This is a genomic window from Microbacterium sp. NPDC089320 (assembly GCF_040684875.1).
Lineage (GTDB): Bacteria > Actinomycetota > Actinomycetes > Actinomycetales > Microbacteriaceae > Microbacterium.
In genome coordinates this window covers 356849-381670 of record NZ_JBFBGY010000002.1, presented here as the reverse complement: position 1 = coordinate 381670, position 24822 = coordinate 356849, and the positions used below count along the sequence as shown (strand labels likewise).

24 protein-coding genes and 1 tRNA gene are annotated in these 24822 nt (G+C 68.4%); 19 read left to right on the top strand and 6 right to left on the bottom strand.

Annotated elements, in window-relative coordinates:
• The first annotated feature begins 35 nt into the window (after positions 1 to 35).
• Genes pdhA through AB0N61_RS06345 form a run of 3 tightly spaced genes read left to right on the top strand, consistent with a single transcriptional unit; the run spans position 36 to position 3525 of the window.
• Positions 36 to 1157, top strand: coding sequence for a pyruvate dehydrogenase (acetyl-transferring) E1 component subunit alpha (pdhA, locus tag AB0N61_RS06355; RefSeq protein ID WP_363363175.1), 1122 nt, complete (start codon positions 36 to 38; stop codon positions 1155 to 1157).
• Entirely contained in the window at positions 1154 to 2164 is a 1011-nt protein-coding gene (locus tag AB0N61_RS06350) for an alpha-ketoacid dehydrogenase subunit beta (protein WP_363362538.1), read from the top strand. The genes pdhA and AB0N61_RS06350 overlap by 4 nt, the downstream gene beginning before the upstream one ends.
• On the top strand, positions 2161 to 3525 hold the full coding sequence (locus AB0N61_RS06345; RefSeq protein WP_363362536.1) for a dihydrolipoamide acetyltransferase family protein: 1365 nt from the start codon (positions 2161 to 2163) through the stop codon (positions 3523 to 3525). The genes AB0N61_RS06350 and AB0N61_RS06345 overlap by 4 nt, the downstream gene beginning before the upstream one ends.
• Here the strand turns inward: AB0N61_RS06345 and AB0N61_RS06340 are convergent.
• The gene (locus AB0N61_RS06340) at positions 3518 to 4111 is read right to left on the bottom strand and encodes a TetR/AcrR family transcriptional regulator (RefSeq protein WP_363362534.1); all 594 of its coding nucleotides are present in this window, start codon (positions 4109 to 4111) and stop codon (positions 3518 to 3520) included. The genes AB0N61_RS06345 and AB0N61_RS06340 overlap by 8 nt on opposite strands.
• Before the next feature lie 112 nt (positions 4112 to 4223).
• Here AB0N61_RS06340 and AB0N61_RS06335 point away from each other — a divergent pair, with 112 nt between their 5' ends.
• From AB0N61_RS06335 to AB0N61_RS06315, 5 genes are read left to right on the top strand one after another with little or no spacing between them, the layout of a single operon-like run.
• Positions 4224 to 5777, top strand: a complete 1554-nt coding sequence (locus AB0N61_RS06335; protein ID WP_167944183.1) for a carboxyl transferase domain-containing protein — start codon at positions 4224 to 4226, stop codon at positions 5775 to 5777.
• A gap of 5 nt (positions 5778 to 5782) precedes the next feature.
• Positions 5783 to 7705: a biotin carboxylase N-terminal domain-containing protein gene (locus AB0N61_RS06330; RefSeq protein ID WP_363362533.1), complete on the top strand. Its 1923-nt coding sequence runs from the start codon at positions 5783 to 5785 to the stop codon at positions 7703 to 7705.
• Positions 7702 to 8856, top strand: a complete 1155-nt coding sequence (locus AB0N61_RS06325; RefSeq protein WP_363362532.1) for an acyl-CoA dehydrogenase family protein — start codon at positions 7702 to 7704, stop codon at positions 8854 to 8856. Before AB0N61_RS06330 ends, AB0N61_RS06325 begins: the two co-directional genes overlap by 4 nt.
• 41 nt (positions 8857 to 8897) lie before the next feature.
• On the top strand, positions 8898 to 9383 hold the full coding sequence (locus tag AB0N61_RS06320) for a MaoC family dehydratase (RefSeq protein WP_363362530.1): 486 nt from the start codon (positions 8898 to 8900) through the stop codon (positions 9381 to 9383).
• On the top strand, positions 9380 to 10183 hold the full coding sequence (locus AB0N61_RS06315; RefSeq protein WP_363362529.1) for a CoA ester lyase: 804 nt from the start codon (positions 9380 to 9382) through the stop codon (positions 10181 to 10183). Before AB0N61_RS06320 ends, AB0N61_RS06315 begins: the two co-directional genes overlap by 4 nt.
• A 12-nt stretch (positions 10184 to 10195) precedes the next feature.
• Here the strand turns inward: AB0N61_RS06315 and AB0N61_RS06310 are convergent, their stop codons facing one another.
• Together AB0N61_RS06310 and AB0N61_RS06305 are read right to left on the bottom strand one after the other, a co-directional pair.
• The gene (locus AB0N61_RS06310) at positions 10196 to 10783 is read right to left on the bottom strand and encodes a histidine phosphatase family protein (protein WP_363362527.1); all 588 of its coding nucleotides are present in this window, start codon (positions 10781 to 10783) and stop codon (positions 10196 to 10198) included.
• A complete protein-coding gene (locus AB0N61_RS06305; protein WP_167944171.1) occupies positions 10780 to 11619 on the bottom strand; it encodes a Sir2 family NAD-dependent protein deacetylase in 840 nt (279 codons plus the stop codon). Before AB0N61_RS06305 ends, AB0N61_RS06310 begins: the two co-directional genes overlap by 4 nt.
• Before the next feature lie 97 nt (positions 11620 to 11716).
• On the opposite strand from AB0N61_RS06305, the gene AB0N61_RS06300 reads away from it, so the two are divergent.
• Positions 11717 to 12520 (top strand): RNA methyltransferase, encoded by an 804-nt coding sequence (locus AB0N61_RS06300; RefSeq protein ID WP_363362525.1) that lies wholly within the window; start codon positions 11717 to 11719, stop codon positions 12518 to 12520.
• A gap of 15 nt (positions 12521 to 12535) precedes the next feature.
• Here the strand turns inward: AB0N61_RS06300 and AB0N61_RS06295 are convergent, their stop codons facing one another.
• Entirely contained in the window at positions 12536 to 13363 is an 828-nt protein-coding gene (locus AB0N61_RS06295) for an SGNH/GDSL hydrolase family protein (protein WP_363362523.1), read from the bottom strand.
• Between the two features lie 147 nt (positions 13364 to 13510).
• On the opposite strand from AB0N61_RS06295, the gene AB0N61_RS06290 reads away from it, so the two are divergent.
• A complete protein-coding gene (locus AB0N61_RS06290; protein WP_363362521.1) occupies positions 13511 to 15253 on the top strand; it encodes a DEAD/DEAH box helicase in 1743 nt (580 codons plus the stop codon).
• 125 nt (positions 15254 to 15378) lie between these two features.
• Positions 15379 to 16476 carry a VIT1/CCC1 family protein gene (locus AB0N61_RS06285; protein ID WP_363362520.1) on the top strand — a complete coding sequence of 366 codons (1098 nt, stop codon included), beginning with the start codon at positions 15379 to 15381 and terminating at the stop codon, positions 16474 to 16476.
• Positions 16477 to 16599: 123 nt separating this feature from the next.
• On the opposite strand, the gene AB0N61_RS06280 is transcribed toward AB0N61_RS06285, so the two are convergent.
• A tRNA-Leu gene (locus tag AB0N61_RS06280) sits at positions 16600 to 16682 on the bottom strand.
• Between the two features lie 113 nt (positions 16683 to 16795).
• Between AB0N61_RS06280 and AB0N61_RS06275 the strand changes: the two genes are divergently transcribed.
• Together AB0N61_RS06275 and AB0N61_RS06270 are read left to right on the top strand one after the other, a co-directional pair.
• On the top strand, positions 16796 to 18091 hold the full coding sequence (locus AB0N61_RS06275) for a M20/M25/M40 family metallo-hydrolase (protein ID WP_363362518.1): 1296 nt from the start codon (positions 16796 to 16798) through the stop codon (positions 18089 to 18091).
• A 45-nt stretch (positions 18092 to 18136) separates the two neighbouring features.
• Positions 18137 to 18961, top strand: a complete 825-nt coding sequence (locus tag AB0N61_RS06270) for an undecaprenyl-diphosphate phosphatase (RefSeq protein WP_167944161.1) — start codon at positions 18137 to 18139, stop codon at positions 18959 to 18961.
• A gap of 18 nt (positions 18962 to 18979) precedes the next feature.
• On the opposite strand, the gene AB0N61_RS06265 is transcribed toward AB0N61_RS06270, so the two are convergent.
• The gene (locus AB0N61_RS06265) at positions 18980 to 19828 is read right to left on the bottom strand and encodes a PAC2 family protein (RefSeq protein WP_363362517.1); all 849 of its coding nucleotides are present in this window, start codon (positions 19826 to 19828) and stop codon (positions 18980 to 18982) included.
• Positions 19829 to 19919: 91 nt separating this feature from the next.
• Here AB0N61_RS06265 and AB0N61_RS06260 point away from each other — a divergent pair, with 91 nt between their 5' ends.
• The 6 genes from AB0N61_RS06260 to tatA are packed head-to-tail and all read left to right on the top strand — an operon-like array spanning position 19920 to position 24813.
• Entirely contained in the window at positions 19920 to 20603 is a 684-nt protein-coding gene (locus tag AB0N61_RS06260; protein ID WP_363362515.1) for an HAD family phosphatase, read from the top strand.
• Positions 20600 to 21619: a tRNA (adenine-N1)-methyltransferase gene (locus AB0N61_RS06255; protein ID WP_363362514.1), complete on the top strand. Its 1020-nt coding sequence runs from the start codon at positions 20600 to 20602 to the stop codon at positions 21617 to 21619. The genes AB0N61_RS06260 and AB0N61_RS06255 overlap by 4 nt, the downstream gene beginning before the upstream one ends.
• A 10-nt stretch (positions 21620 to 21629) precedes the next feature.
• The gene (locus tag AB0N61_RS06250) at positions 21630 to 22547 is read left to right on the top strand and encodes a hypothetical protein (protein ID WP_363362512.1); all 918 of its coding nucleotides are present in this window, start codon (positions 21630 to 21632) and stop codon (positions 22545 to 22547) included.
• Positions 22547 to 23542, top strand: coding sequence for a WYL domain-containing protein (locus tag AB0N61_RS06245; RefSeq protein ID WP_363362511.1), 996 nt, complete (start codon positions 22547 to 22549; stop codon positions 23540 to 23542). Before AB0N61_RS06250 ends, AB0N61_RS06245 begins: the two co-directional genes overlap by 1 nt.
• Complete coding sequence (locus tag AB0N61_RS06240; protein WP_363362509.1) at positions 23539 to 24528, top strand: WYL domain-containing protein; 990 nt, start codon at positions 23539 to 23541, stop codon at positions 24526 to 24528. Before AB0N61_RS06245 ends, AB0N61_RS06240 begins: the two co-directional genes overlap by 4 nt.
• Before the next feature lie 27 nt (positions 24529 to 24555).
• A complete protein-coding gene (gene tatA, locus AB0N61_RS06235; protein ID WP_053096064.1) occupies positions 24556 to 24813 on the top strand; it encodes a Sec-independent protein translocase subunit TatA in 258 nt (85 codons plus the stop codon).
• The last annotated feature ends 9 nt before the right edge of the window (positions 24814 to 24822 follow it).

Here is a 24822-nt window from a genome sequence, read left to right as displayed (position 1 = left end):
ACCCGTGACGACGGCCATGAACGAGGAGGACGATGATGTCACCCCAGATCACCCCGATCGCCGACACGGCGCAGGACCTCGAACTCGCCGAGCGCATCCTCGCCCCGGACGGCGAGCGGATCGCGAACACTCCGCTCGACGAGTTCATCGCCGACGTCGACGGCTCACAGCTGCGGGCGCTCCACCGTGACATGGTCATCCTCCGACGCATCGATGCGGAGGGGGTCGCGCTCCAGCGTCAAGGCCAGTTGGGACTCTGGGCGCCGTGCCAGGGGCAGGAGGCCACCCAGATCGGAACGGCCAGGGCGCTCGCGTCGAAGGACTACGTCTTCCCGAGCTACCGCGAGACGGGAGTCATCTTCGCGCGGGGCGCGAAGCCGGGCGACTTCGTCCGCATGTGGCGTGGCGAAGAGGGAGCGGGCCACGATCCGGACGCGCTCAGGGTCGCTCCGCTGCAGATCATCATCGGAGCCCAGACGCTCCATGCGGTCGGCTATGCGCTCGGCATCCGTCACGAGCGCACGGACGAAGTCGCCGTCACCTACTTCGGCGACGGCGCCACGAGCCAGGGCGACGTGAACGAGGCGATGATCTTCGCATCCTCTTATCAGGCTCCGGTCGTGTTCGTCTGCCAGAACAACCATTGGGCCATCTCCGAGCCCGTGGCTGTGCAGTCCCAGTATCCGATCGCGGGCAGGGCGCCCGGCTTCGGCATCCCGAGCCTCCGGGTCGACGGCAACGATGTCCTCGCCTGCATGGCCGCGATGCGCTGGGCTCTTGCGCACGCGCGATCCGGAAAGGGGCCGGCGTACATCGAAGCGGTCACCTACCGGATGGGTCCGCACACGACGGCGGACGATCCGACGCGATATCGCAGGGACGAAGAACTGGAGGAGTGGCGTCGTCGCGACCCGATCGCGCGCCTGGAAGCGCATTTGCGATCGATCGGAGAGCTGGACGACGAGCAGATGGCGCAGACGCAGCGCGCGGCCGACATCGCCGCTCGCGAGATGCGTGCCGAGTGCCTGAGCATGGCGACGCGGCCCCCGCTCGCCGTCTTCGACGGCGTCTATGCCGAACCGCACGCCGGTCTCGAGCGTCAGCGCGCCGAGTACGCCGCCTACCTCGCCTCGTTCGATGACGAGGTGCGAGCATGACTCAGATCACTCTCGGAAAAGCGCTCGGAGCGGGGCTCCGCCGGGCGATGCGGGACGACGACAAGGTCGTGCTGCTGGGTGAGGACATCGGCAAGCTCGGCGGAGTCTTCCGCATCACGGACGGACTTCTCGACGAGTTCGGTCCCACACGCGTCATCGACACGCCGCTCGCAGAATCCGGCATCGTCGGCATGGCGGTCGGGCTGGCGTTCCGCGGCTACAGGCCCGTGGTCGAGATCCAGTTCGACGGCTTCGTCTATCCCGCGTTCGATCAGATCGTCTCCCAGGTCGCGAAGCTGCACTACCGCACACAGGGCCGGGTCAAGATGCCCATCACGATCCGCATTCCCTGGGCGGGCGGGATCGGAGCTGCCGAACACCACTCGGAATCGCCCGAGGCGTACTTCGTGCACACCGCTGGACTCAGGGTGATCGCCGTGTCCAATCCCGAAGACGCCTATCGGAGTCTGCGTCAGGCGATCGCCTCGGATGACCCGGTGATCTTCTTCGAGCCCAAGCGGCTGTACCACCACAAAGGAGAGATCGACCTCGACTCACCGCTGGCGGATGCCCCACCCATGGGTCTCGCGCGGGTCGTCCGCGCTGGCGGAGATGCGACGGTCATCACGTACGGGGCCATGGTCACGACCGCTCTGCAGGCAGCCGAGGCCGCCGAGGACGACGGGATCTCCCTGGAGGTGATCGATCTGCGTTCGCTGTCGCCGGTGGACTACGACACCGTCGCGACATCGGTCCGCAAGACGGGCCGCGTCGTCGTCGCGCACGAGGCGTCCAGGGAAGCCGGCATGGCGGCCGAGGTGATCGCGAGCGTCACGGAGCGCTGCTTCGAGTACCTCGAGTCGGCACCGTTGCGCGTCACCGGACACGACGTGCCATACCCGCCGGCAAAACTCGAGAAGTATCACCTGCCCGACCTCGACCGGCTGCTGGACGCGGTCGACCGCGTGCTCGACCGACCGAACAGTCTGACGGGAGCCGACGCGTGAACGCCGCTTTCCGACTCCCCGACCTCGGCGAGGGATTGACCGAGGCGGAGGTCGTCCAGTGGCTCGTCGCACCCGGCGACACGGTCGCGCTCAATCAGACCCTCGCCGAGGTCGAGACGGCCAAGGCGATCGTCGAGCTGCCTTCTCCGTATGAAGGTGTCGTCGCGGCCCTCCACGCCGAGGCCGGCGAGACGGTGGCGGTGGGCGCGCCACTGATCGAGTTCGATGTCGAGGGTGTGGACGACGCCCCGTCCAGGGGGTCGGACCGCGTCGAGACGGACGAGAAGGCCCAGCCCAACCTCGTGGGCTACGGCGCCGCGCCCTCGGCATCAGGGCGACCCGCCCGCCGTGCTCGACGCGCAGTCGTCCGGGCGATGGCCGATGACACGGCAGTGCTCGAGGCGGCGCCACATGATGCGTCACCGGCCGTGACCGTCGACGTCGTCGCCGAGCGCCCCCGCTCCACTCCGCCCGTGCGCGCATATGCCAAACGGCTCGGGATCGATCTCGCGCGGGTGGCGGCGTCGGTGGGCGATCGCGTGATCAGTCGCTCCGACGTCGACGAGTATGCATCGCGCACGGTGCCGACCGCGCAACAGCCCGACCCCGCGCTCCGACGGCATGGCGTCCCGAACGACGCGGCGAGTCTCACTGACGGTGCCCGGGAAACACGGATCCCCATTCGCGGAGTTCGCAAGCACACGGCCGCGGCGATGGTCGAGAGCGCGTTCACGGCGCCGCATGTCACCGTCTTCCACACCGTGGACGTCACGGCGACGATGGACCTCATCGCATCGCTGCGCGCTGACCGCTCGCTGTCGGAGCACCGGATCGGTCCGCTCGCGGTGGTGGCGAAAGCGGCCTGTCTCGCGCTGAGTCGCACGCCGGGGCTCAATGCCAGGTGGGACGAGTCGGCGGGTGAGATCGTGGAGTTCGGGTACGTGGACCTGGGGATCGCCGCCGCGACCGACCGTGGACTCATCGTGCCTCACATCCGCGACGCGCAGTCTCTGAGTCTCGCCGAGCTCGCCGATGCCGTGACCAGTCTCGCCGTCACCGCGCGTGAGGGGCGGACTTCCCCCGTGGAGCTCGCCGGCGGCACGTTCTCGATCTCGAACATCGGAGTGTTCGGGATCGACGCGGGCACCCCCATCCTGCCCCCGGGGCAGTCGGGGATCCTCGCCGTCGGCGCGGTCCGGCGCCGCCCGTGGGAGTACCGCGGCGAGATCGCGCTTCGCCAGGTGATGACGCTCAGCCTCTCCTTCGACCACCGGATCGTCGACGGCGCCGAGGGTGCGAGGTTCCTCAAAGACGTGGCGGACGTGCTGGAGGAGCCGGGGAGGGCGATGCTCCTCAGGTAGTCGCCCGGAGCGCCGATTCCGCCATCGCGGCGAGCACTGTCGCGGTGGCGGAGCGCTGTCTGGCTGCCGCGCGCGTGCTGTGCGGTGTGGAGTTGATGAGTCCGAAGCACGCCTGCACTCGCAGGCGCAGCTCGTCGGCATCGGCGTCGACCAGAGGGCTCAGGGTCTCGATCCAGAGTTCGATGTAGGCGCGCTGCAACCGCCGGACCTCGGCGTGGTCCTGGGGGGCGAGGTGCGCGACATCTCGGTCATGCACACGGATCACATCGGCGTGGCCCAGGGCGAACTCGACATGGAAGGCCACGAGCGCCCGCATACGCTCCTCGGGCGTGGATCCTCGCGCCGCGACCCCGGTGCCTCCTGAGACGAGGTCCTCGCTCACCTGGACCAGCACGGCGCCGAGCAGCGCCTGCTTGCCTGCGAAGTGACGGTAGACCGCCGGTCCGGAGACGCCGACTGCCGCGCCGATGTCCTCGAGGCTCACCCCGTTGTATCCGCTCTCGGCGAAGAGCCGCGCCGCCTCTCGGAGGATCGCGTCCGACCGCTCGGCTTTGGCGCGGTCTCGCGCAGTGGGAGGGCTTGTCATCTCAGTTAATCCTCGCTAACCTGATGCGATCGGTTAGTGCACACTAACCGAGAAAGCATCGGATGCGCCAGGGCGATGACGCCGGCGCGGTGTGGTCGAGGAGGACGTCACGATGCCCGCAACCCAGCAGTCCCTCGCTGCCGAGCTGCACGAACGACTGGGTGCCGCCGCGCTCGGCGGCCCTGAGGCCTCCCGGGAACGGCACGTCGCTCGCGGCAAGCTCCTTCCGCGAGATCGCGTGACCAGGCTTCTCGACGAAGGCAGCCCGTTCATCGAGATCGCTCCGTTGGCGGCGGACGGACTCTACGGGGGAGAGGCCCCGGCCGCAGGAGTCATCGCGGGCATCGGACTGGTGCACGGGCGACACGTGATGGTCGTGTGCAACGACGCGACGGTCAAGGGCGGCACCTACTATCCGCTCACCGTGAAGAAGCACCTGCGCGCTCAGGAGATCGCCCTCGAGAACCGACTTCCGTGCCTCTACCTGGTCGACTCCGGCGGCGCCTTCCTGCCGAAGCAGGACGAGGTGTTCCCCGACCGAGAGCACTTCGGACGCATCTTCTTCAACCAGGCCAGGATGTCGGCTGAGGGGATCCCGCAGCTCGCCGCCGTGCTTGGGTCGTGCACGGCCGGCGGAGCCTATGTCCCGGCCATGAGCGACGAGACCGTGATCGTGAGAGGCCAGGGGACGATCTTCCTGGGCGGCCCGCCGCTCGTCAAGGCGGCGATCGGCGAGATCGTGACGGCGGAGGAGCTCGGCGGCGGTGAACTGCACGCCCGGCGCAGCGGAGTCGTCGATCATCTCGCCGAAGACGACGAGCATGCGCTCGAGATCCTGCGCGACATCGTCGCCACCCTCCCGGAACCGGCAGCGCCGGCGTGGGATGTGGCCGAGACCCGTCGACCTTCGGTAACCGGGTCGCTCCACGATGTCGTCCCGGTCGACGTCAACACGCCCTACGACGTGCGCGAAGTCATCGATCGGCTGGTCGACGGCGACTCGTTCCGCGAGTTCAAGAAGGAGTACGGCACGACGCTCGTCACGGGCTTCGCGCGGCTCCACGGGCATCCCGTCGGGGTCATCGCGAACAACGGGGTGCTGTTCAGCGAGTCGGCCCTGAAGGGCGCACACTTCATCGAGCTCTGCGACCAACGCGGCATCCCCCTGGTGTTCCTGCAGAACATCACGGGTTTCATGGTCGGATCGGACGCCGAGGCGGGCGGCATCGCCAAGGACGGGGCGAAGATGGTCACCGCGGTCGCCAGCACCCGCGTGCCCAAGCTCACCGTGATCATCGGCGGATCCTTCGGGGCAGGCAACTACTCGATGTGCGGGCGCGCCTACTCGCCTCGCTTCCTCTGGACCTGGCCGGCGAGCCGCATCTCGGTGATGGGCGGCGCGCAGGCCGCCTCCGTGCTGGGGACGGTCAAGGACGATCAGCTCGCAGCTCGGGGACAGAGCTGGAGCGACGACGAGCGGAAAGCGTTCGAACAGCCGATCCGCGAGCAGTACGAGACGCAGGGGGAGCCGTACTACGCAACTGCTCGCCTCTGGGACGACGGCATCATCGATCCTGCCCAGACCCGTGACCTCCTGGGGCTCGCCCTCGACGTGGTCGCGCGAAGCCCACTGCCCGAGCCGCGTTTCGGCCTCTTCCGAATGTGACCGCCATGACGAACAGCCCCACCACCACTCAGCGCTTCGATTCGGTCCTGGTCGCCAATCGCGGCGAGATCGCACGGCGGATCATTCGCACTCTGCGCTCCCTGGGCATCCGCAGCATCGCGGTCTACAGCGACGCGGATGCCGACGCCCCCCACGTGCGCGAGGCTGATGACGCCGTACGGATCGGTCCGGCCCCCGTCGCCGAGTCGTACCTCGACATCGACGCGGTGATCGCGGCAGCGCGCGCGACCGGAGCGCAGGCCATCCATCCGGGCTATGGGTTCCTCTCCGAGAGCGTCGGGCTGGCCGAGGCGTGCGCGGGGAGCGGCATCGTCTTCATCGGTCCGGGCATCGACGCCCTTCAGATCATGGGGGACAAGGCGAAGGCGCGTGATCATGTGGCGCGGTCCGGGGTGCCCGTGGTGCCCGGGTTCGATGCGAGGGGCCTGTCGGATGCGGAGATAGCGGAGGAGGCCGACGCTGTCGGCTACCCCCTGCTCATCAAACCGAGTGCGGGCGGCGGCGGCAAGGGGATGGAGGTCGTCGAGGCGGCAGCCGGCCTCGGCGTCGCACTGGCGTCGGCACGGCGCGTGGCGCATTCGGCCTTCGGTGACGACTCCCTCATCCTCGAGCGGCTCATCCGACGTCCTCGCCACATCGAGGTGCAGGTGTTCGGCGACTCCCAGGGGACGGTGATCACCCTCGGCGAGCGCGAATGCACGCTGCAGCGGCGTCACCAGAAGGTCATCGAGGAGGCTCCCGCCGCGGGCATCCCCGAGGCGACGCGCGATCGGCTCCTCGCCGCCGCGACGCAGGCCGCACTGAGCGTGTCGTATGTCGGTGCCGGAACCGTGGAGTTCCTGGTCGACGCCGATGCTCCCGACCAGGTCTTCTTCATCGAGATGAACACGCGTCTGCAGGTCGAGCATCCGGTGACCGAGGGGGTGACCGGTCTCGATCTCGTCGCGCTCCAGATCCATGTGGCCGCGGGAGGACATCTCGACCCCGCGCCGGCTGTGCGCGGGCACGCCGTCGAGGCACGCGTGTATGCGGAATCGCCCGAGCGCGGGTTCCTGCCCTCGACCGGACGCGTGCTGCTCTTCGCTCCGCCCAGCGGCGTGAGGGTCGATGCGTCTGTCGAGACCGGCAGCGCCGTCACTGGTTTCTATGACCCCATGATCGCGAAGATCATCGCCGTCGCGGACGACCGCAGCACGGCACTCCGCCTGCTCGACGAGGCACTGGGCAGAACCGTCGTGCTGGGTGTGGACACGAACATCGGGTTCCTGCGCAGGCTGTGTCGCGATGAGCGGGTCATGGCCGGCGATCTCGACACCGGACTCATCGAGGCACTCCTTCCGTTCGTCGAGCAGCCGCCATCGCCGACGATGCTGGCGGCCGCGCGCCGAACGGTGACGGACGCGGTGGACGCCGCCGGGGCGACCACTGCGACTCGACGTGCCGGTGTCGTGTGGAACGACCGCATTCGGCGCGATCGGCGCGAGATCTCGTTTCTCACCGATCGCGGCGAGGTGATCCCGGCTCCTGCGACGACGAGCTCGCGGCTCGCCGCAGCCGCGGCGACGGATGACGACGGCGCGGTGTGGGTGAGCGAGGGCGGCAGGACCGTGCGCCTCGAACCCCTCGACCGCCGAGGACTGCTGCGTCACCGCCTGCAGCAGCGGGAGCAGAACGAATCGGCGAGCGGTCCGGATGCCCGTGCGCCGATGCCGGGAAGCGTGGTGGCCGTGCACGTCCAGGACGGCGATGTCGTCACGGCCGGCACGCCGCTCGTCTCGATCGAGGCGATGAAGATGGAGCACCCGGTGCTCGCACCGCACGACGGCGCGGTGCGCCTCACGGTCGCGGTCGGCGATCAGGTTCGACGCGACCAGCCGGTCGCGCATATGACGACGGAGGAGAGATGACGATGCACGAGCTGACGGATGAGGAGCGCGAACTCGCCGCTATGGTGCGCGAGTTCGCCGAGACGGTGGTCGCCCCGCAGTCGTATGAGGCCGACCGCACGCATACCCTGTCGATGGATGTGGTCGCCCAGATGGGCGACCTCGGACTCTTCGGCCTTCCGTTCTCTGAGGAGTACGGGGGTCAGGGCGGCGACTACATGGCCCTGGGCATCGCGATCGAGGCGCTCGGACGCGTCGACCAGTCCATCGCCATCACCCTCGAGGCCGGAGTCAGCCTCGGGGCGATGCCCGTGTTCCGCTTCGGCACTGAGGAGCAGAAGCACGAGTACCTGCCTGATCTGCTCGCCGGACGAGCACTCGCGGGCTTCGGCCTGACCGAGCCCGAGGCCGGAAGTGACGCGGGCGCGACCCGCACCACGGCGAGGCTCGACGGAGACGAGTGGGTCATCGACGGTTCGAAGCAGTTCATCACGAACTCCGGAACGCCGATCACCCGTTTCGTCACCGTGACCGCTGTCACCGGGAACGAAGGCGGCCGCAAGCAGATCTCGACCATCATCGTGCCGAACGGCACACCCGGGTTCACCGTCGAGGCACCGTATGACAAAGTCGGCTGGAACGCGTCCGACACTCACCCGCTGAGCTTCGACGGGGCGAGAGTGCCGGTCGGCAACCTTCTGGGCGAGCAGGGGAGCGGCTTCCGCAACTTCCTGAGCATTCTCGACGAGGGACGGATCGCCATCGCCGCGCTGTCCACCGGCGCGGCGGAGGGCTGTCTGGAGGCAGCCGTCGACTACGCGAAGAGCCGCACGATCTTCGGCAGCGCCCTCAGCACGAGGCAGAACGCGCAGTTCACCCTCGCGCGCATGCGTGCCCGAGTGCACACGGCGCGCCTCGCCTGGCATCACGCGGCTCGACTCCGCGACGCCGGACGGCCGTTCGCCGAGCAGGCCGCGATCGCGAAGCTCGTGGCAGGGGAGGCCGCGATGGACAACGCCAGAGACGCGACGCAGATCTTCGGCGGCAACGGCTTCATGAACGAGTTCCCCGTGGCCCGTCACTATCGCGACTCGAAGATCCTGGAGATCGGCGAGGGCACCACCGAGGTGCAGCTGCTCGTGATCGCGCGGGCGCTCGGGCTCGCCGGGTAGCGTGTCAGGATGCGATCCGCTCAGCGAACAGGGACGGTGAGGTGACCGTGCACGACATCGTCCAGCGCGGTCTCTTCTTCGAGGAGTTCATCACCGACGCCCGCTACCTGCACCGCCCAGGGCGCACGGCGACAGAGGCGGACAACGTCCTCTTCACGACGCTCACGATGAACACCCAGGCGCTGCACCTCGATGCGGCCTTCGCCGACGGACAGCAGCCGTTCGGAGCGCGCCTGATCAACTCGATGTGGACCCTCTCGACGATGGTCGGAACGTCTGTGGCGCAGCTGACCCAGGGCACGCTGGTGGCGCAGCTCGGGCTCGGAGACGTGACCTTCCCCCATCCGCTGTTCGCCGGTGACACGTTGTACACCGAGAGCGTGGTCGTCGAGAAGAGGCTCTCGACATCACGGGCGGGGCAGGGGATCGTGACGATCGCCCACACCGGACGCAATCAGGACGGCATCGTCGTCGCCACAGCCACCCGCACGGTCCTCGTGAACTGCCTGCCCGAGGGGGAACGATGACCTTCGCCCTCGGACCGGCGCTGCTCTTCTGCCCGGCGGACCGCCCCGAGCGTTTTCGCGGTGCTCTCGACAAGGCGGATGCCGTCATCCTCGATCTCGAGGATGCGGTGCTCCCCGAGGCGAAGGCCGCTGCCCGTCAGAACGTGATCGATGCCGATCTCGATCCCGAACGGGTGATCGTCCGGGTCAACGCACCCGGCTCGGCCGCCTTCGTCGCCGACCTCGCCATGCTCGCCCAGACCGACCTCCGCACGGTCATGGTGGCGAAGACGGAGAGCGCCGAGAGTCTGGACGCCGTCGATGAGCGGTTCTCGCTGATCGCTCTGTGCGAGACGGCGCGGGGTGTCCACGCGGCAGATCGCATCGCGGCTCACCCGCAGGTCGTGGCGATGATGTGGGGCGCGGAGGATCTGGTGGCGTCGCTCGGCGGGACGTCGAGTCGCACCGCCGAGGGCGGCTACCGGGATATCGCGCGCTACGCCCGCTCCCGTGTTCTCCTGGAAGCCGGGGCTCACAGCAAGGCCGCCATCGATGCGGTGCACATCGACATCTGCGATCTGGCAGGTCTGGAGGCAGAGGCGGTCGATGCCGTCGCGTCCGGATTCGCGGCGACCGCGTGCATCCACCCCAGCCAGGTGGCGGTCATCCGCGATGCATACGCGCCGGACGACGCCACGCTCCACTGGGCGCGCGGGGTACTCGCCGCCGCCGAAGGCGAACGGGGCGTCTTCCGCTTCGAGGGGCGCATGATCGATGAGCCCGTGCTCAGGCATGCTCGCTCGGTGCTCCGTCGCCGCTGAGCGGCGGTGCGATCAGACCAGGATCGCCTGGTCGATCAGACGCAGAGACCCGGGTGAGGCCTCGAAGCGATGAGCTGAGCCGTTTGCGAGAACCTCGCCGGGCCGCGGGAGCGTTCCCCCGGAGACGTGATCGATCAGAGACCGGATCACGCCTCCGTGCGTCACGACGATGACGGATTCCGCGACCGGAGCCGAGCGACGGCGCGCGTCGCGGGCGATCGCGTCGAGTGCGACCAACGCTCGGTCGGCGACCCCCTGCAAGGTCTCCGCGCCGGGGACCGGCGACAGCCAGTCGCCGTACTTCTCGATGTAGTCGGAGACGAGCATGCCCTCGCCCTCGCCGAACTCGCGCTCCCGCATGTCCGGCACCAGCACGGGGGATCCGAGCCCGAGGCTCTCGGAGATGATCTCGGCGGTCTCCCGCGCCCGCTTCAGCGGGCTGGCGTAGATCGAGTGATGGGTGACGCCTTCGAGGTGGCCGGCGGCGGTCCGCGCGTCGGCCCGGCCCTTCTCGTTCAGAGGGATGTCGGTGGAACCCTGGATCCTCCGAGCGAGGTTCCAATCGGTCTGGCCGTGGCGGATGAGCGTGAGCAGTGTCATCGGAGAAGCTCCTGGATCGCGGGGAGCACATCGCTGGTGCCTGCGGCGATGGTGGCATCGGCCCAGACATCCGCGCGCGTCGGCTCGCGGTTGATGATGATGAGGGGGATGCTGCGACGCCGTGCGCGTTCGACCAGGCGCACCCCGGAGTTCACGACGAGAGATGAGCCCGCCACGATCATCGCGTCACTCGCTCGGAGCAGCGATTCGGCGGCCTTGAAGCGGCCCTGCGGCACATACTCGCCGAAGAACACGACGTCGGGCTTCAGCATCCCCTCGCACACCGTGCACACGGGGACGATGAAGCCCTCGGTGCTCTCGGGGAGCACATCGCCGTCCGGAGCGAGTGCCACGTTCTCGGGGATCGCGATCCAGGGATTGCGCTCCTCGATCTGCACGGCGATGTCGCGGCGGTCGAAGACCTGGCCGCACTTCAGGCAGAGCACCCGGCGCATGGTGCCGTGCACCTCGATCACGTGCGAACTGCCCGCGCGCAGATGCAGTCCGTCGACGTTCTGGGTGATGACGCCGGTCACGTGGCCGGACGACTCCATGGCTGCGAGAGACCGGTGACCGGGGTTCGGCTCGGCCCGGGCGAACGCCTGCCATCCGAGATGCCCGCCGACCCAGTAGCGACGACGAGCCGCTTCATCCGCGAGGTACCGCTGAATGGTCATCGGATCAGACCGGTTGCGCGATCCCTCGCCGCGGTAGGCGGGGATTCCCGAGTCCGTGGAGATCCCGGCGCCGGTGAGCAAGGCGATCCTGCGGCCGCGCAGGAGTTCGGCGGTGCGAGCGATGGTGGCCGACAGCTCGACCGGACTCGATGCGCTCACAGGACCTCCCTGTGCGAGTCTACGGCGTGCTCGGAGCACGCGACGCGTCGCGGGTGCGGGCGAAAGCGGCACGGAGGGCGATGGCAGACTGGGGCTCGTGGAACTGCAGCATGTGACGAATCCGGACGATCGACGACTCGATGAGTATCGTGCACTCACCGACACGGCACTCCGAAGCGTGCGCGATCCGGCCGGAGGACTGTACATCGCCGAATCGACGAAGGTCATCGCGCGGGCGGTCGCCGCGGGGCATCGCCCGCGATCCGTGCTGGTCCAAGAGCGTCGGGTGGAGGACATCAGAGCGATCGTCGGCGACCTCGATGTGCCGGTCTACGTCGTTCCCGACGAGGTGGCGGAGGCGGTGACGGGGTTCGCCGTGCACCGGGGCACGATCGCGTCCATGCATCGTCCCGAGCTGCCGAGCGTGCGCGAGGTCATCGACTCCGCGACTCTCGTGCTGATCCTCGAGAACGTCGGCGACCACACGAATGTCGGCGCCGCATTCCGTGCGGCTGCCGCTCTCGGAGCCGATGCCGTGCTGGTGTCGCCCGGGGGAGCGGACCCGCTCTACCGACGCAGCGTGCGCGTCAGCATGGGAACCGTGTTCCAGGTCCCGTGGACCCGCATCACGGACTGGGCGTCGGCGGTGACCGATCTCCACGCCGCAGGGTTCGACGTCGCGGCTCTCGCGCTGAGCGAGGACGCCGTGACGCTCGACGCCTATGTCGCGTCCCGCCCCGACCGCGTCGCACTCGTCATGGGGTCCGAAGGCGATGGGCTCTCGCGCACCGCGCTCGCTGAGGCCGACACGGTCGTGACCATCCCCATGTCGGGCGGCGTGGACTCGCTCAACGTCGCCTCGGCGGCCGCCGTGGCGCTGTGGGCCCTCGGGACCCGCTGATCAGCTGAAGGATCGTCAGTCGGACGACGGGAAGACGATCGGCGAGGGCTCGGGGCGCTTCGCCACGACGTGATCCCCGGAGGACTGGTGGCGGAGGCGACGCAGAACCCAGGGGACGAGGTGCTCCCGCGCCCAGCCGAAGTCCTCGGTGCGTGCCTCGCGCCACGTGCGCAGCGGCAGAGGCTCGGGCTGCATCGCCTCGAGGTCGTTGGGCACGTTGAGCGCTCGGAGCACCATGCGGGCCACCTCGTGATGGCCGAGCGAGTTGTAGTGCAGGCGATCATCGTCGAAGAACCGCATGTCCTGCACGACTTTGAGCGCCCACTGGTCGGCGACGATGCAGTCGTGGCGCTCGGCGATCGCGCGGACGTTCTCGTTGTAGATCGCCACCTTGCCGCGGAACGCTCGGAAGACGGGAGTGAAGGCGGTGTCGATCCCGGTGAAGAGCAGCACGGCCGCTCCGGTCGATGACAGTCGTGCGACGGCATCCTCGAGCTGCACCGCGATGGCATCGGGGTCGGTCCCCGGACGGATCACGTCGTTGCCGCCCGCGCAGATCGAGATGAGATCCGGATGCAGGGCCACGGCCGGCTCGATCTGGTCGTGGACGATCTGGGCGATCAGCTTGCCGCGCACGGCGAGGTTGGCATAGGCGAAGTCGTCCACCTGGCGGGAGAGCACTTCCGCGACGCGGTCGGCCCAGCCGCGATGGCTGCCGGGCTGAGAGGGATCCGGGTCGCCGATGCCCTCGGTGAACGAGTCGCCGATCGCGACGAACCGCCGCCACGGGTGGGGGTTCTCGTTGTCGAGTTCCGGGGTTCGGATCGAATCCTGGTCTGTCATCCAGCTCTCCTTCGCGAACGGACGCGGGCCGCTACAGGGCGCCGCGCAGTGACCGAGCCTACTCGGATGCGAGGGCGGCAGCGAGGACGCGCGCGGCGGATCGGGCGAGCGTGCCGAGTGTCGGCGCCAGCGATTATCGTTGACTCGATGCTCTCTCCGTCCTTCCCTCAGCGTGCCCCCTGGGGCACTGCGAACAAGCTGCGTGCCTGGCAGCAAGAGGCGCTGGAACAGTACTTCCAGGCCGATCAGCGCGACTTCCTCGTCGCAGCGACGCCCGGCGCAGGCAAGACCACGTTCGCCCTCACCCTCGCGGTCGAGCTCATGCGCATGGGCGAGGTCAACCGGATCATCGTGGTCGCGCCGACCGAGCATCTCAAGACGCAGTGGGCCGATGCCGCCGCTCGGGTGCACATCCGTCTCGATCCTCGGTTCCGCAACAGTCACTGGGCGCCGGCGCGGCACTACCACGGCGCCGTCGTCACCTACGCGCAGGTCGCCGCGAAGTCGTCGGTCCACCGGCACCTGACCGAGGACGCCAAGACCCTGGTCATCCTCGACGAGGTGCATCACGGCGGCGACGCTCTCAGCTGGGGTGACGCGATCCGAGACGCCTACGGTCCGGCGAAGAGACGACTTCTGCTCTCCGGCACCCCGTTCCGCAGCGACACCGCGCCCATCCCGTTCGTCGAATACCACCCCGACGAGTCGGGCGCGCGCATCTCTCGCACCGACTACAACTACGGCTACGGGCGCGCCCTGGCCGACGGTGTCGTGCGTCCGGTGCTGTTCCACATGTACGCCGGCAAGATGCGATGGCGCACGAGCACCGGAGACGAGCTCGAGACTCATCTGGGCCAGGACAACACCAAGGATGTGACCTCCCAGGCCTGGCGCACCGCGCTCGATCCCGAGGGCGAGTGGATGCCGGCTGTGCTCTCGGCGGCGGATCGTCGTCTGACCGAGATCAGGCACCACGTGCCGGATGCCGGTGGCCTGGTGCTCGCGACCGATCAGACCGTCGCCCGTGCGTATGCCAAGATCCTGCACAGCATCACCGGTCGGCAGCCGACGATCGTCCTGTCCGACGACGCGACCGCGTCCGAGCGCATCGAGAAGTTCAGCAACAGCGAAGACCGCTGGATGGTCGCCGTGCGCATGGTGTCCGAGGGGGTCGACGTGCCCCGTCTCGCGGTCGGCGTCTACGCGACGTCGTCGTCCACGCCGCTGTTCTTCGCCCAGGCCATCGGCCGTTTCGTGCGTGCACGCCGTCGGGGCGAGGCGGCGAGCGTCTTCCTGCCCCAGGTGCCCGTGCTCATGGGGCTCGCGAACGAGATGGACAAGCAGCGCGATCACGCGCTCGATCGCCAGTCGGCAGACGACGACGGACTCGAGGACTCGCTGCTGGACTCCGCGAACCGCGAGGACGACGCGTCCGATGCGCTGACGCAGGAGTTCAGCTACCAGGCTCTGTCATCGGTGGCCCATTTCGACCGGGTCGTGTTCGAGGGCCAGGAGTTCGGTCAGCTGGCCGAGCCTGGCACGCCCGAAGAAGAGGAGTTCATCGGCTTCCCTGGCCTCCTCGAGCCCGAGCACGTCCATGAGCTGCTGATGCAGCGTCAGGCGCGGCAGACCCGCTTGCGTGAGACGAGGGAAGCCGAGGCGGGCCCGACCGAGGCCACGACGCTCCCGGCGCCGCTGCACCGCACCCTGCGCGAACAGCGGCAGCTGCTGAACAGCCTGGTGGGCCTGTACGCCCGTCAGAAGGGCGAGCCGCATGGCGCAGTGCACGCCGAGCTGCGCAGGATCTGCGGCGGACCCGCAGTCGCCCAGGCGACCGTGACGCAGCTGCAGTCGCGTATCGACGTGCTGCGCAAGCGCGTCCGCTCCTGATTCCCTCGCTCGGTTCGGAAGCCCGAAAACCTGGCAATACTGCTCCTGGTACGTCTGCGAACGGTTCACGAAGCTAGCGTTGAACGGTTGCCCCGACTCTCGGGGACCGTCGATCAGGAGACCTCATGACAGCCCCCGCTGCCGCCGAACCGACCGCCACAGACCGCCGCCGCTGGGCGCGCTACCTCGTCGAGGAACGTGCCGAAGGGCACGTCTATCAGAAACTGGCCAGCCGCCGCACGGGCGAGGAGCGCGAGATCCTCCTCAGCCTCGCCGACGCGGAGCGACGCCACGAGCAGCACTGGCTCGATCTTCTGGGCGACGAACCCGGTCGACTGCCGCGTGCCGGCATCCGCTCACGCCTGCTCGGCTGGATGGCGGGCCGCTTCGGATCCATCTTCGTGCTCGCGCTCGCGCAGAGCGCCGAGGCGCGTTCTCCCTACGATTCAGAGCAGTACGCGACACCTGCCATGCGAGCCGACGAGAAGGTGCACTACGAGGTGGTTCGGGGTCTCGCCGCGCGCGGCCGACGCCGTCTGTCAGGTTCGTTCCGCGCCGCCGTCTTCGGGGCCAACGACGGCCTCGTGAGCAACCTCGCCCTCGTGCTGGGCATCGGCGCCACGGGTGTGAGCTCGGGATTCGTCCTGTTCAGCGGTATCGCGGGTCTGCTCGCGGGGGCGCTGTCGATGGGAGCGGGAGAGTTCGTGTCGGTGCGCTCCCAGCGCGAACTCCTCGCCTCGACGGAGGCCAACGAGGATGCCGCGGCGAGCGCCGCCGACCTCGACATCGATGAGAACGAGCTCGCGCTGGTCTACCGGGCGCGCGGGATCGGCCAGCAGGAGGCGCTGGAGCGCGCGCGGCGCATCGTCGACGCGGCGCGCGCAGGCGTGGAACGCGCCGCCACAGGCCCGATCCACGTGCATTCCGGAGACGACCACGAGATCGTCGGCAGCGATTGGACCGCTGCGATCTCGAGCTTCCTGCTGTTCGCCTCCGGCGCGATCATCCCGGTCCTGCCCTGGATCTTCGGGCTCGAGGGGGCCACGGCGGTGATCGTCGCGCTCGTGCTGGTGGGAGTCGCGCTGCTGTCGACCGGGGCGATGGTCGGCATCCTCTCCGGAGGGCCGCCTCTGCGTCGTGCGATGCGTCAGCTGGCGATCGGCTTCGGCGCCGCGGCGATCACCTACGTCCTCGGTCTGGTGTTCGGGGTCGGCGCGGTCTGACCGCGGCACCACCCGGACGCAGCGGACAGGGCTCGAGCTGTCGTTTCGAGTCCTGTCCGAACGGGCAGCGACGCAGAATCGAAGAAGGCCCCGGATATCACGGGGATATCCGGGGCCTGTCCGTGCGCGGAGGGGGACTTGAACCCCCACGCCCTTACGGGCACTACGACCTCAACGTAGCGCGTCTACCATTCCGCCACCCGCGCAGGTGTTGGATGTTCGTTGCCGAACGAAGATTTACATTAGCACGAGCTTCGCGGCACTCAGAAACCGACGCCGACGCCCGGGCGCGCCACGTCGTTTCGATAGCCTGGACTCCATGACTGACGTGTCTCTTCCCGAGGTGGTTCGCATCGCGAGCGACCTGATCCGATTCGACACCTCGAACTTCGGCGGAGGCAATGCCACAGGCGAGCGGGAGGCGGCCGAGTATGTCGGCGGCTATCTCCAGGGCCTCGGCCTCGATGTCGAGTACTACGAGCCCATTCCGCGGCGCACGAACGTCATGGCGCGGGTGCCGGGGCGCGACCGGAGCAAGCCTGCGCTCGTCGTGCACGGGCACCTCGACGTGGTCCCGGCCATGGCGGAGGACTGGACCGTGGACCCTTTCGCCGGGATCGTCAAGGACGGCATGCTCTGGGGGCGGGGTGCGGTCGATATGAAGAACATGAACGCGATGATCATGACCGCTGTCGCGGACATACTGCGCGCGGGGGAGCAGCCCGAACGCGACCTGGTGCTCGCGTTCTTCGCCGATGAGGAGAACGGTGGCGTCGAGGGGTCGGCCCTGGTCGTGCAGAACCGTCCCGAGTGGTTCGAGGGGGCGACCGAGGCGATCAGCGAGGTGGGCGGGTATTCGATCACCGTCGACGACCGCCGCGCCTACCTGCTGCAGGTGGGGGAGAAGGCGCTCATCTGGATCCGCCTCGTGGCGAAGGGGCGCGCCGGGCACGGAAGCCGCCTCCACGATGACAATGCGGTCACGAAGCTCGCTGAGGCGGTCGCCGCCCTCGGGCGCACGCGGTGGCCCCTGCGCCTCACGCCCACCACCGAGGCTCTGCTGCGGGGCCTGAGCGATCTCACCGGGCGCCCCGTCGACGACCCGGACGCCCTCGCGGCTGCGGCCGGGCCCGCCGAGGCATTCCTGCGCTCCTCCTTCCGCACGACGACGAACCCGACCGCGCTGACGGCCGGGTACAAGCACAATGTGATCCCCGAGCGGGCGGAGGCGCTGATCGACGTGCGGGTGATCCCCGGGACGGAGGACGACGTACTCGCCGAGCTGCAGAGGATCGTCGGCGATGACATCGAGATCCAGACCGTCGTGCGGGACATCGGCATGGAGACGCCCTTCGGCGGTGAGCTCGTCGAAGCGATGGTGGAGAGTCTCGGCAGGCATGACCCGGGCGTGCCGGTCATCCCGTACCTGCTGGGTGCGGGCACCGACAACAAGGCGTTGGCGTCCCTCGGCATCACCGGGTACGGCTTCGCGCCTCTTCGGCTGCCCGCCGACCTCGACTTCACGGGGATGTTCCACGGGGTCGACGAGCGGGTGCCCGTAGAATCGCTTGTCTTCGGTCAGCGGGTGCTGGCCGATCTGCTGCGCACGTATTGAGCTCTCGGCTCCACGTTCGCGCACATCGACTCAGAAAGCTCCTCCATGCACTTGCTCGAAGCGCTCATCCTCGGCATCGTCCAGGGACTCACCGAGTTCCTGCCGATCTCCTCCAGCGCCCACCTGCGCATCCTCGGCACGTTCCTGCCGTCCGGCGAGGATCCCGGTGCCGCGTTCACCGCGATCACCCAGATCGGCACCGAGGCGGCCGTTGTGGTGTTCTTCTGGCGCGACATCGTGCGGATCATCGCGCAGTGGTTCCGGTCGTTGGCGGGCAGGGTTCCGCGCAGCGATCCGGATGCGCGGATGGGATGGATGATCATCATCGGCAGCATCCCGATCGTCCTCCTGGGGCTCCTGTTCCAAGACCAGATCGAGACGGTCTTCCGTTCGCTCTGGATCGTCGCGATCATGCTGATCGTCTTCGGCATCCTCCTCGGTGTCGCCGACCACGTCGGCGCCAAGCGCCGCAAGCTCGACCAGCTCACCTACCCGCACGGCATCGCGTACGGGTTCGCTCAGGCCCTGGCGCTGATCCCCGGAGTCTCGCGATCCGGTGGGACGATCACCATGGGACTCTTCCTCGGCTACGAGCGCGCCGCCGCCGCTCGCTACGCATTCCTGCTCGCGATCCCCGCGGTGTTCGGCAGCGGTTTCTACCAGGTCTTCAAGAGCTGGGACGAGCCGTCCTTCTTCTCGTTCGGAGACACCCTGGCGGCGACGGGCATCGCTTTCGTGGTGGCGCTCGGCGTGATCGCGTTCTTCATGAACTACATCTCGAAGCGGAGCTTCCTGCCGTTCGTGATCTACCGCATCCTCCTGGGCACCGTCCTGCTGGTGCTGCTGGGCACGGGCGTCATCGCGGCCTGATGCCGTCGGCCCCGTCGTCTACCGCTTGTGGTCGCCGGGGCCGTCGCCACGGCGCTTGAGGTAGCGCTCGAAGGCCTGAGCGATCGCATCACCCGACGCATCGGGGGAGTCCCACGTGTCGCGGGTGCGCTCCAGCTGGTGGATGTACTCGGTCATGTCCTCGTCGTCCGCTGCCGCGGCATCGATGGACGCCTCCCAGGCGGCGGCCTCCGTGCGCAGGTGGTCACGGGGCACGTCGACGCCCGTCAGCTCCTCGAGGCGGTCGAGAAGGGCGAGAGTCACCTTGGGCGACGGGGTGGCCGAGGCGACGTAGTGCGGCACGCTCGCCCACAGGCTGGCCGTCGGGATCCCGGCGCTCTCAGCGAAGTGCTCGATCACGCTCAGGATGCCCACCGGGCCCTCGTAGAGCGAGCGTTCGAGGCCGTGAGCCTCGCGGATCTGCTCGTTCTGGCTCGAGGCGAAGATCGAGATCGGCCGAGTGTGGGGCACATCGGAGAGCATCGCGCCCAGGGTGACGAAACCCGTGATGTCGTCGCGGAGCGCGACGTCGATGAACTCGGAGGCGAAGGCCTGCCAGGTGCGCGCCGGCTCCACACCCGTGAGGACCCAGAACTCGGGTCCTGGGCCAGGGTCGCGCGGACGCCAGAGTCCCGCTTCGGGCCAGGTGAGCTGGCGACGCCCTTCGGCGTCCATCTTCGTCGCCGGACGCGTGTACTGGTAGTCGAAGTACAGCTCCGGGTCGATCGAATGGACGAGGTCGTAGTCGGTCGTCTCGCGCAGTGCGGCGACAGCGCCGCTCGCGGCTTCTCCTGCGTCGTTCCACCCGTCGAAGGCGACGATGACGATGCGTGAACCGAGGCCATCCATCGTGGGCTCCCTTCGTGGATTCCGGATCGGTATCACCCCAGGCTAGTCCGACGGCGCGGGGACCGGGCGGAGCCACGGGTAACATGGTTCGGTGAGCAGACAGCCCCGCGCGATCCTCTGGGACATGGACGGAACACTCGTCGACACCGAGCCGTATTGGATGGCGGCCGAGACCGCACTCGTCGAATCGTTCGGCGGCACCTGGAGCCACGAGGACGCACTGCAACTCGTCGGCAACGGCCTGATCGACAGCGCGATCATCCTCCAGAACGCGGGCGTCGACATGGATGCCGAGGCGATCGTGTCGCTCCTCACCGACGGTGTGCAGGACGCGCTGCGCACGCAGGGAGTGCCCTTTCGTCCCGGTGCGCGAGAGCTGCTGCAGGACCTCCGGACGGCCGGGATCCCCACGGGCCTCGTCACCATGTCGCTGCGCCGCATGGCGCTGAGCGTCGTCGACCTGATCGAGTTCGACGCGTTCGACATCGTCGTGGCAGGTGACGACGTGACCAATCCCAAGCCCCATCCCGAGCCCTACCTCCACGCGGCGTCGTTGCTCGAGATCGACATCGCCGAGGCTGTGGTCATCGAGGATTCCCCGACCGGACTCCGCGCGGGCATCGCGTCCGGCGCCGTCGCCCTCGGGGTGCCGCACATCGTCCCGCTCGATCACGTCGGGGCGCACGAGCTCTGGCCGAGCCTCGAGGGACGCAGTGCCGCCGACCTGATCGAACTCTTCGACCGCAAGACCTCCATGACGGGAGCCACCCGATGACCGAGACCACCTCACAGCGGCCGAGCGGGCCGTTCCGAGAGGGCGATCGAGTGCAGCTGACCGGACCCAAGGGGCGCCTGCACACCGTGACCCTGCGTGAGGACGGCGAGTTGCACACGCATCAGGGCGTGCTCCGGCACCGCGACCTCATCGGCCTGCCCGACGGCTCCGTGGCCGCGAACAGCTCGGGGCACGAGTACCTCGCACTCAGGCCGCTGCTCCGCGACTTCGCGATGTCGATGCCTCGCGGCGCCGCGATCGTCTACCCCAAGGACGCCGCGCAGATCGTGATGCAGGCCGACATCTTCCCCGGCGCCGTCGTCGTGGAAGCGGGTGTCGGATCAGGTGCCCTCTCGCTCTCGCTGCTGCGGGCCATCGGTCCGGCCGGCCGATTGGTGTCGTTCGAGCGCCGCGAGGACTTCGCTCAGGTCGCGCGAGGCAACGTCGAGACCTTCTTCGGCGAGACTCCCGGCACCTGGGACGTGGTGGTCGGAGACCTCGCGGAGTCGCTGCCTGCGGAGTTCCCCGCGGGCACCGTGGATCGCGTCGTGCTCGACATGCTCGCGCCATGGGAATGCGTGGACGTGGTCGCCGACGCCCTCACTCCCGGGGGTGTCGTGCTGTGCTACGTCGCGACGGCCACGCAGCTCTCGCGGGTCGCGGAGTACATCCGCAGCACGGGGTTGTTCACCGACCCCGAGGCCTCCGAGACGATGGTGCGCGGCTGGCACGTCGAGGGCCTCGCGGTGCGACCCGACCACCGCATGGTGGCACATACCGGATTCCTCCTCACCGCACGCCGGCTGGCGCCGGGAGCCGTTCCTCCGCAGGTCAAGCGTCGGGCCTCGAAGAGCAGCTACGGCGATGCGGATGTCGAGGCGTGGACGCCCGGCGCCGTGGGCGACCGTGAGATCACAGACAAGAACCTGCGCAAGCGGGCGAGAGAGGCCGCGAAGGCCGCCGAGGGGGCTCGTCTCGCCGCCGGATCGCGCGAATCCGCACCCCCGACGGAATAGACTGGAGCGCGTGCGTAAAACGTCCGCCGTTCTGGCAACCCTCAGCCTCGCCGTCCTCACTCTGACCGGGTGCGCCTCGGCGCCGTCGTTCGCCGGTGACGCATGCGATCGTGCGGCCGCGTCGACCCCGTCCGTCAAGGATTCGGTCACCGTGGAGGGCGACCTCGGGGAGACCCCGGACGTCACCGTGTACAGCCCGGTGAAGGCCGAAGAGACGTCGTTCGCCGACGTGGTGACGGGAGACGGAGACGTCCTCACGTCGACGTCTCAGCCGATGGTCCTCGACATCGCCTTCTACGGCGGCGAGAGCGGCGAGAAGCTGTACGAGTCCGAGTTCAACGGAGACCCGAGCCGGGTGCACAGCATCTCCTACTGGGCCGAGCGGTCGGCCGGTCTCGAGACCGTTCTGGAGTGCGCCACCGGAGGGAGTCGGATCGTCGCCGTGCTGACGCCTGAGGACTTCGGCGAAGCGAATGTCGAGGCATTCGGACTCGAGCAGGACGAGAACGTCGTCGCGATAATCGACCTGCAGGATGTCTACCTCGCTCACGCCGAAGGCGCATCGCAGTTCAACGACGCCCGAGGCCTGCCTACCGTGGTCCGCGCTCCCGACGGCACCCCCGGCGTGATCATCCCCGACAGCGACGCTCCCACCGAGACGGTCACTCAGACGCTCATCAAGGGCGACGGTGAGAAGGTCGAGAAGGACTCGACCATCGTCACCAACATCATGGCGCTCGGATGGGACGACAAGACGGTCACCTCGAGCACGTGGGGCGCTGAGCCGAACATCGGCCCGGCTGCGAAGGAGCTCGTCGGCGCGACCGTCGGCTCTCAATTGCTCGTCGTCGTGCCTGAGGCGGACGGAAACCCGGCGACCGCCATCGTGGTGGACATCCTGGGTGTCGTCCCCGTCCCGGAGCAGTGATGGCGGCCCGTATTCCTGCGGAGGAACGCCTGACGAATCTCGTCGTGGCGCTCATGGCCACGGAAATCGGGCTCACCAAGCAGCAGATCCTCGACAACGTGTCGGGATACCGTCAGCGCGCCGACGCGGGCGTGCGCTCGGATGCTCTCGAGAAGATGTTCGAGCGCGACAAGGACGAGCTTCGCACCCTCGGAGTTCCTGTCGAGACGATCGGCGACCAGGCCGATCCGAACGATCTCCGTGAAGCGCGCTACCGCATTCCGCAGGCGGAATACGACCTGCCGAACGACATCGAGTTCACGGCCGCCGAACTCGCCGTGCTCCAACTCGCGGGCAGCGTATGGAGCGCCGAGTCCGCCTCGGGCGATGCGAAAGCCGGCGTGCGCAAGATCCGGGCGCTCGGAATCGACGGTGACGAGCCGATCATCGGCTTCGCACCGCGGATCACCGCTCGGGATGCCGCGTTCCCTCCGCTGCAGGATGCGATCGAGAAAAGCCGGGTCGTCGTCTTCGACTACCTGAAGCCGGGCGAGGGCGCGCCGAGGCGGCGCAGCATCCGTCCGCTCGTCCTGGTCGACTATGAGGCGAGATGGCACGTGTTCGGCGTCGATGTAGACATCGAGCAGGACCGCATGTTCCTCCTCAGCAGGATCGTCGGCGATGTGAAGATCACGGCCAAGGCGTTCGACCCGGCCCTGCGCGAAGGAGCGGGGGAGCGAGCCCTGGCGGGCCTCGAGCGCGTCGCCGCTCAGAACTCCGCGCTGCTCGAGGTCACACCGGGCACCGAGGCGTCGCTGCGGCTGGGACGACGAGCGACGCCGGCGGCGACCCAGGGCATCTTGGTCCCATTCGTCGATCTGCACATCTTCGCCGACGAACTCGCGTCCTACGGTCCCGAGGTGCGCGTGGTGGAGCCGGCGGCACTCCGCGCCGCCGTCGTCGACCGACTGACGGCGGTCGCCTCCGCGAACACGGATGCGGAGGACGCCCGATGAGTGCGCAGGGGAAGCCGCTGCTCGCCGCCGACCGAGTCCGGGTCTATCTGACGCTCGTGCCCTACCTCCTCGAACACGGACAGGTCTCGCTCGCCGAGGCGGCTGCCGAGTTCGGCGTGACTCCGGCGGAGATGCGCCAGATGGTCGAGAAGCTGACGGTCATCGGTCTGCCGGGTGACTCGGGCTTCTGGCAGCAGCCGCAGGAGATGTTCGACATCAACTGGGATCTTCTCGACGAAGAAGACGTCATCGAGATCACGAACGACGTGGCCCTTCGGCGAGTGCCGCGATTCACCGCCCGCGAAGCCGCCGCACTGCTCGCCGGCCTTCAGATGGTCGCCGCCGTGCCCGCGGTATCGGACTCGGGCCTGGTCAGCGGACTCATCTCCAAGCTCTCCCGCGGCGCCGCAGACGCGCCGGCCGAGGTCGTCGTCGCCCCGAGTGCGGTCGATAAAGTGCGCCAGGTCGTGTCGCAAGGCGTGCAGAACGGTGTCGCCGTGTCGTTCACCTATCAGGCCCCCGATGCCGCGCCGACGACGCGCACTGTGGATCCCGTGCAGGTGCTCATCACCAACGCGCAGTGGTATCTGCAGGGCTGGTGCCACATGCGACGGGCCATGCGCACGTTCCACCTGGACCGCGTGAGCGAGGCCCGGCTGACCGACATCCCGATCACCCACGCCGGCGAGCACGTTCCGGAGGCCTTCTCGGCCGTCGAGGACGAGGGGGAGGTGCGCGTACGCGTGCCCGAGAGGATGGCGCCCCTGCTCGGAGATTTCCTGACCGCGGACAATTCCGAGGTCAGCGATGGGATCGTCACTGTTCGGCTGCATCTCGCAGACCCTCGGGGAGTGAAGCGGCTGGCTGCGAAGTTCGGCGGCGCTCTCGAAGTGGTCGAGCCCGGCATCGCCCGAACAGCGGCCCGAGAGTGGGCTGCGGCCGGACTCGCCCTGTATCGCCACCCCGAGGGCGACAACGCCCGTTAGACTTTCACCAAACGACGAAGGAGAATCATGGGCGCTTTCGGTTGGCCACATCTGCTGATCATCCTCGCCGTCATCCTGCTGCTCTTCGGTGCGGCGAAGCTGCCGGCACTGGCGAAGAGCCTCGGTCAGTCCGCCCGCGTGTTCAAGGGCGAGATGAAGGCGATGAAGAACGAGGACGCGACTGATGCCGCGGATCCTGCATCCCCGACCACCACGACCTCGGTCGCGGACACCACGGTGACGGCTCGCGACACGGATCCGGGTCAGCCCCCTCGATCCGCCTAGTTCGTGTCC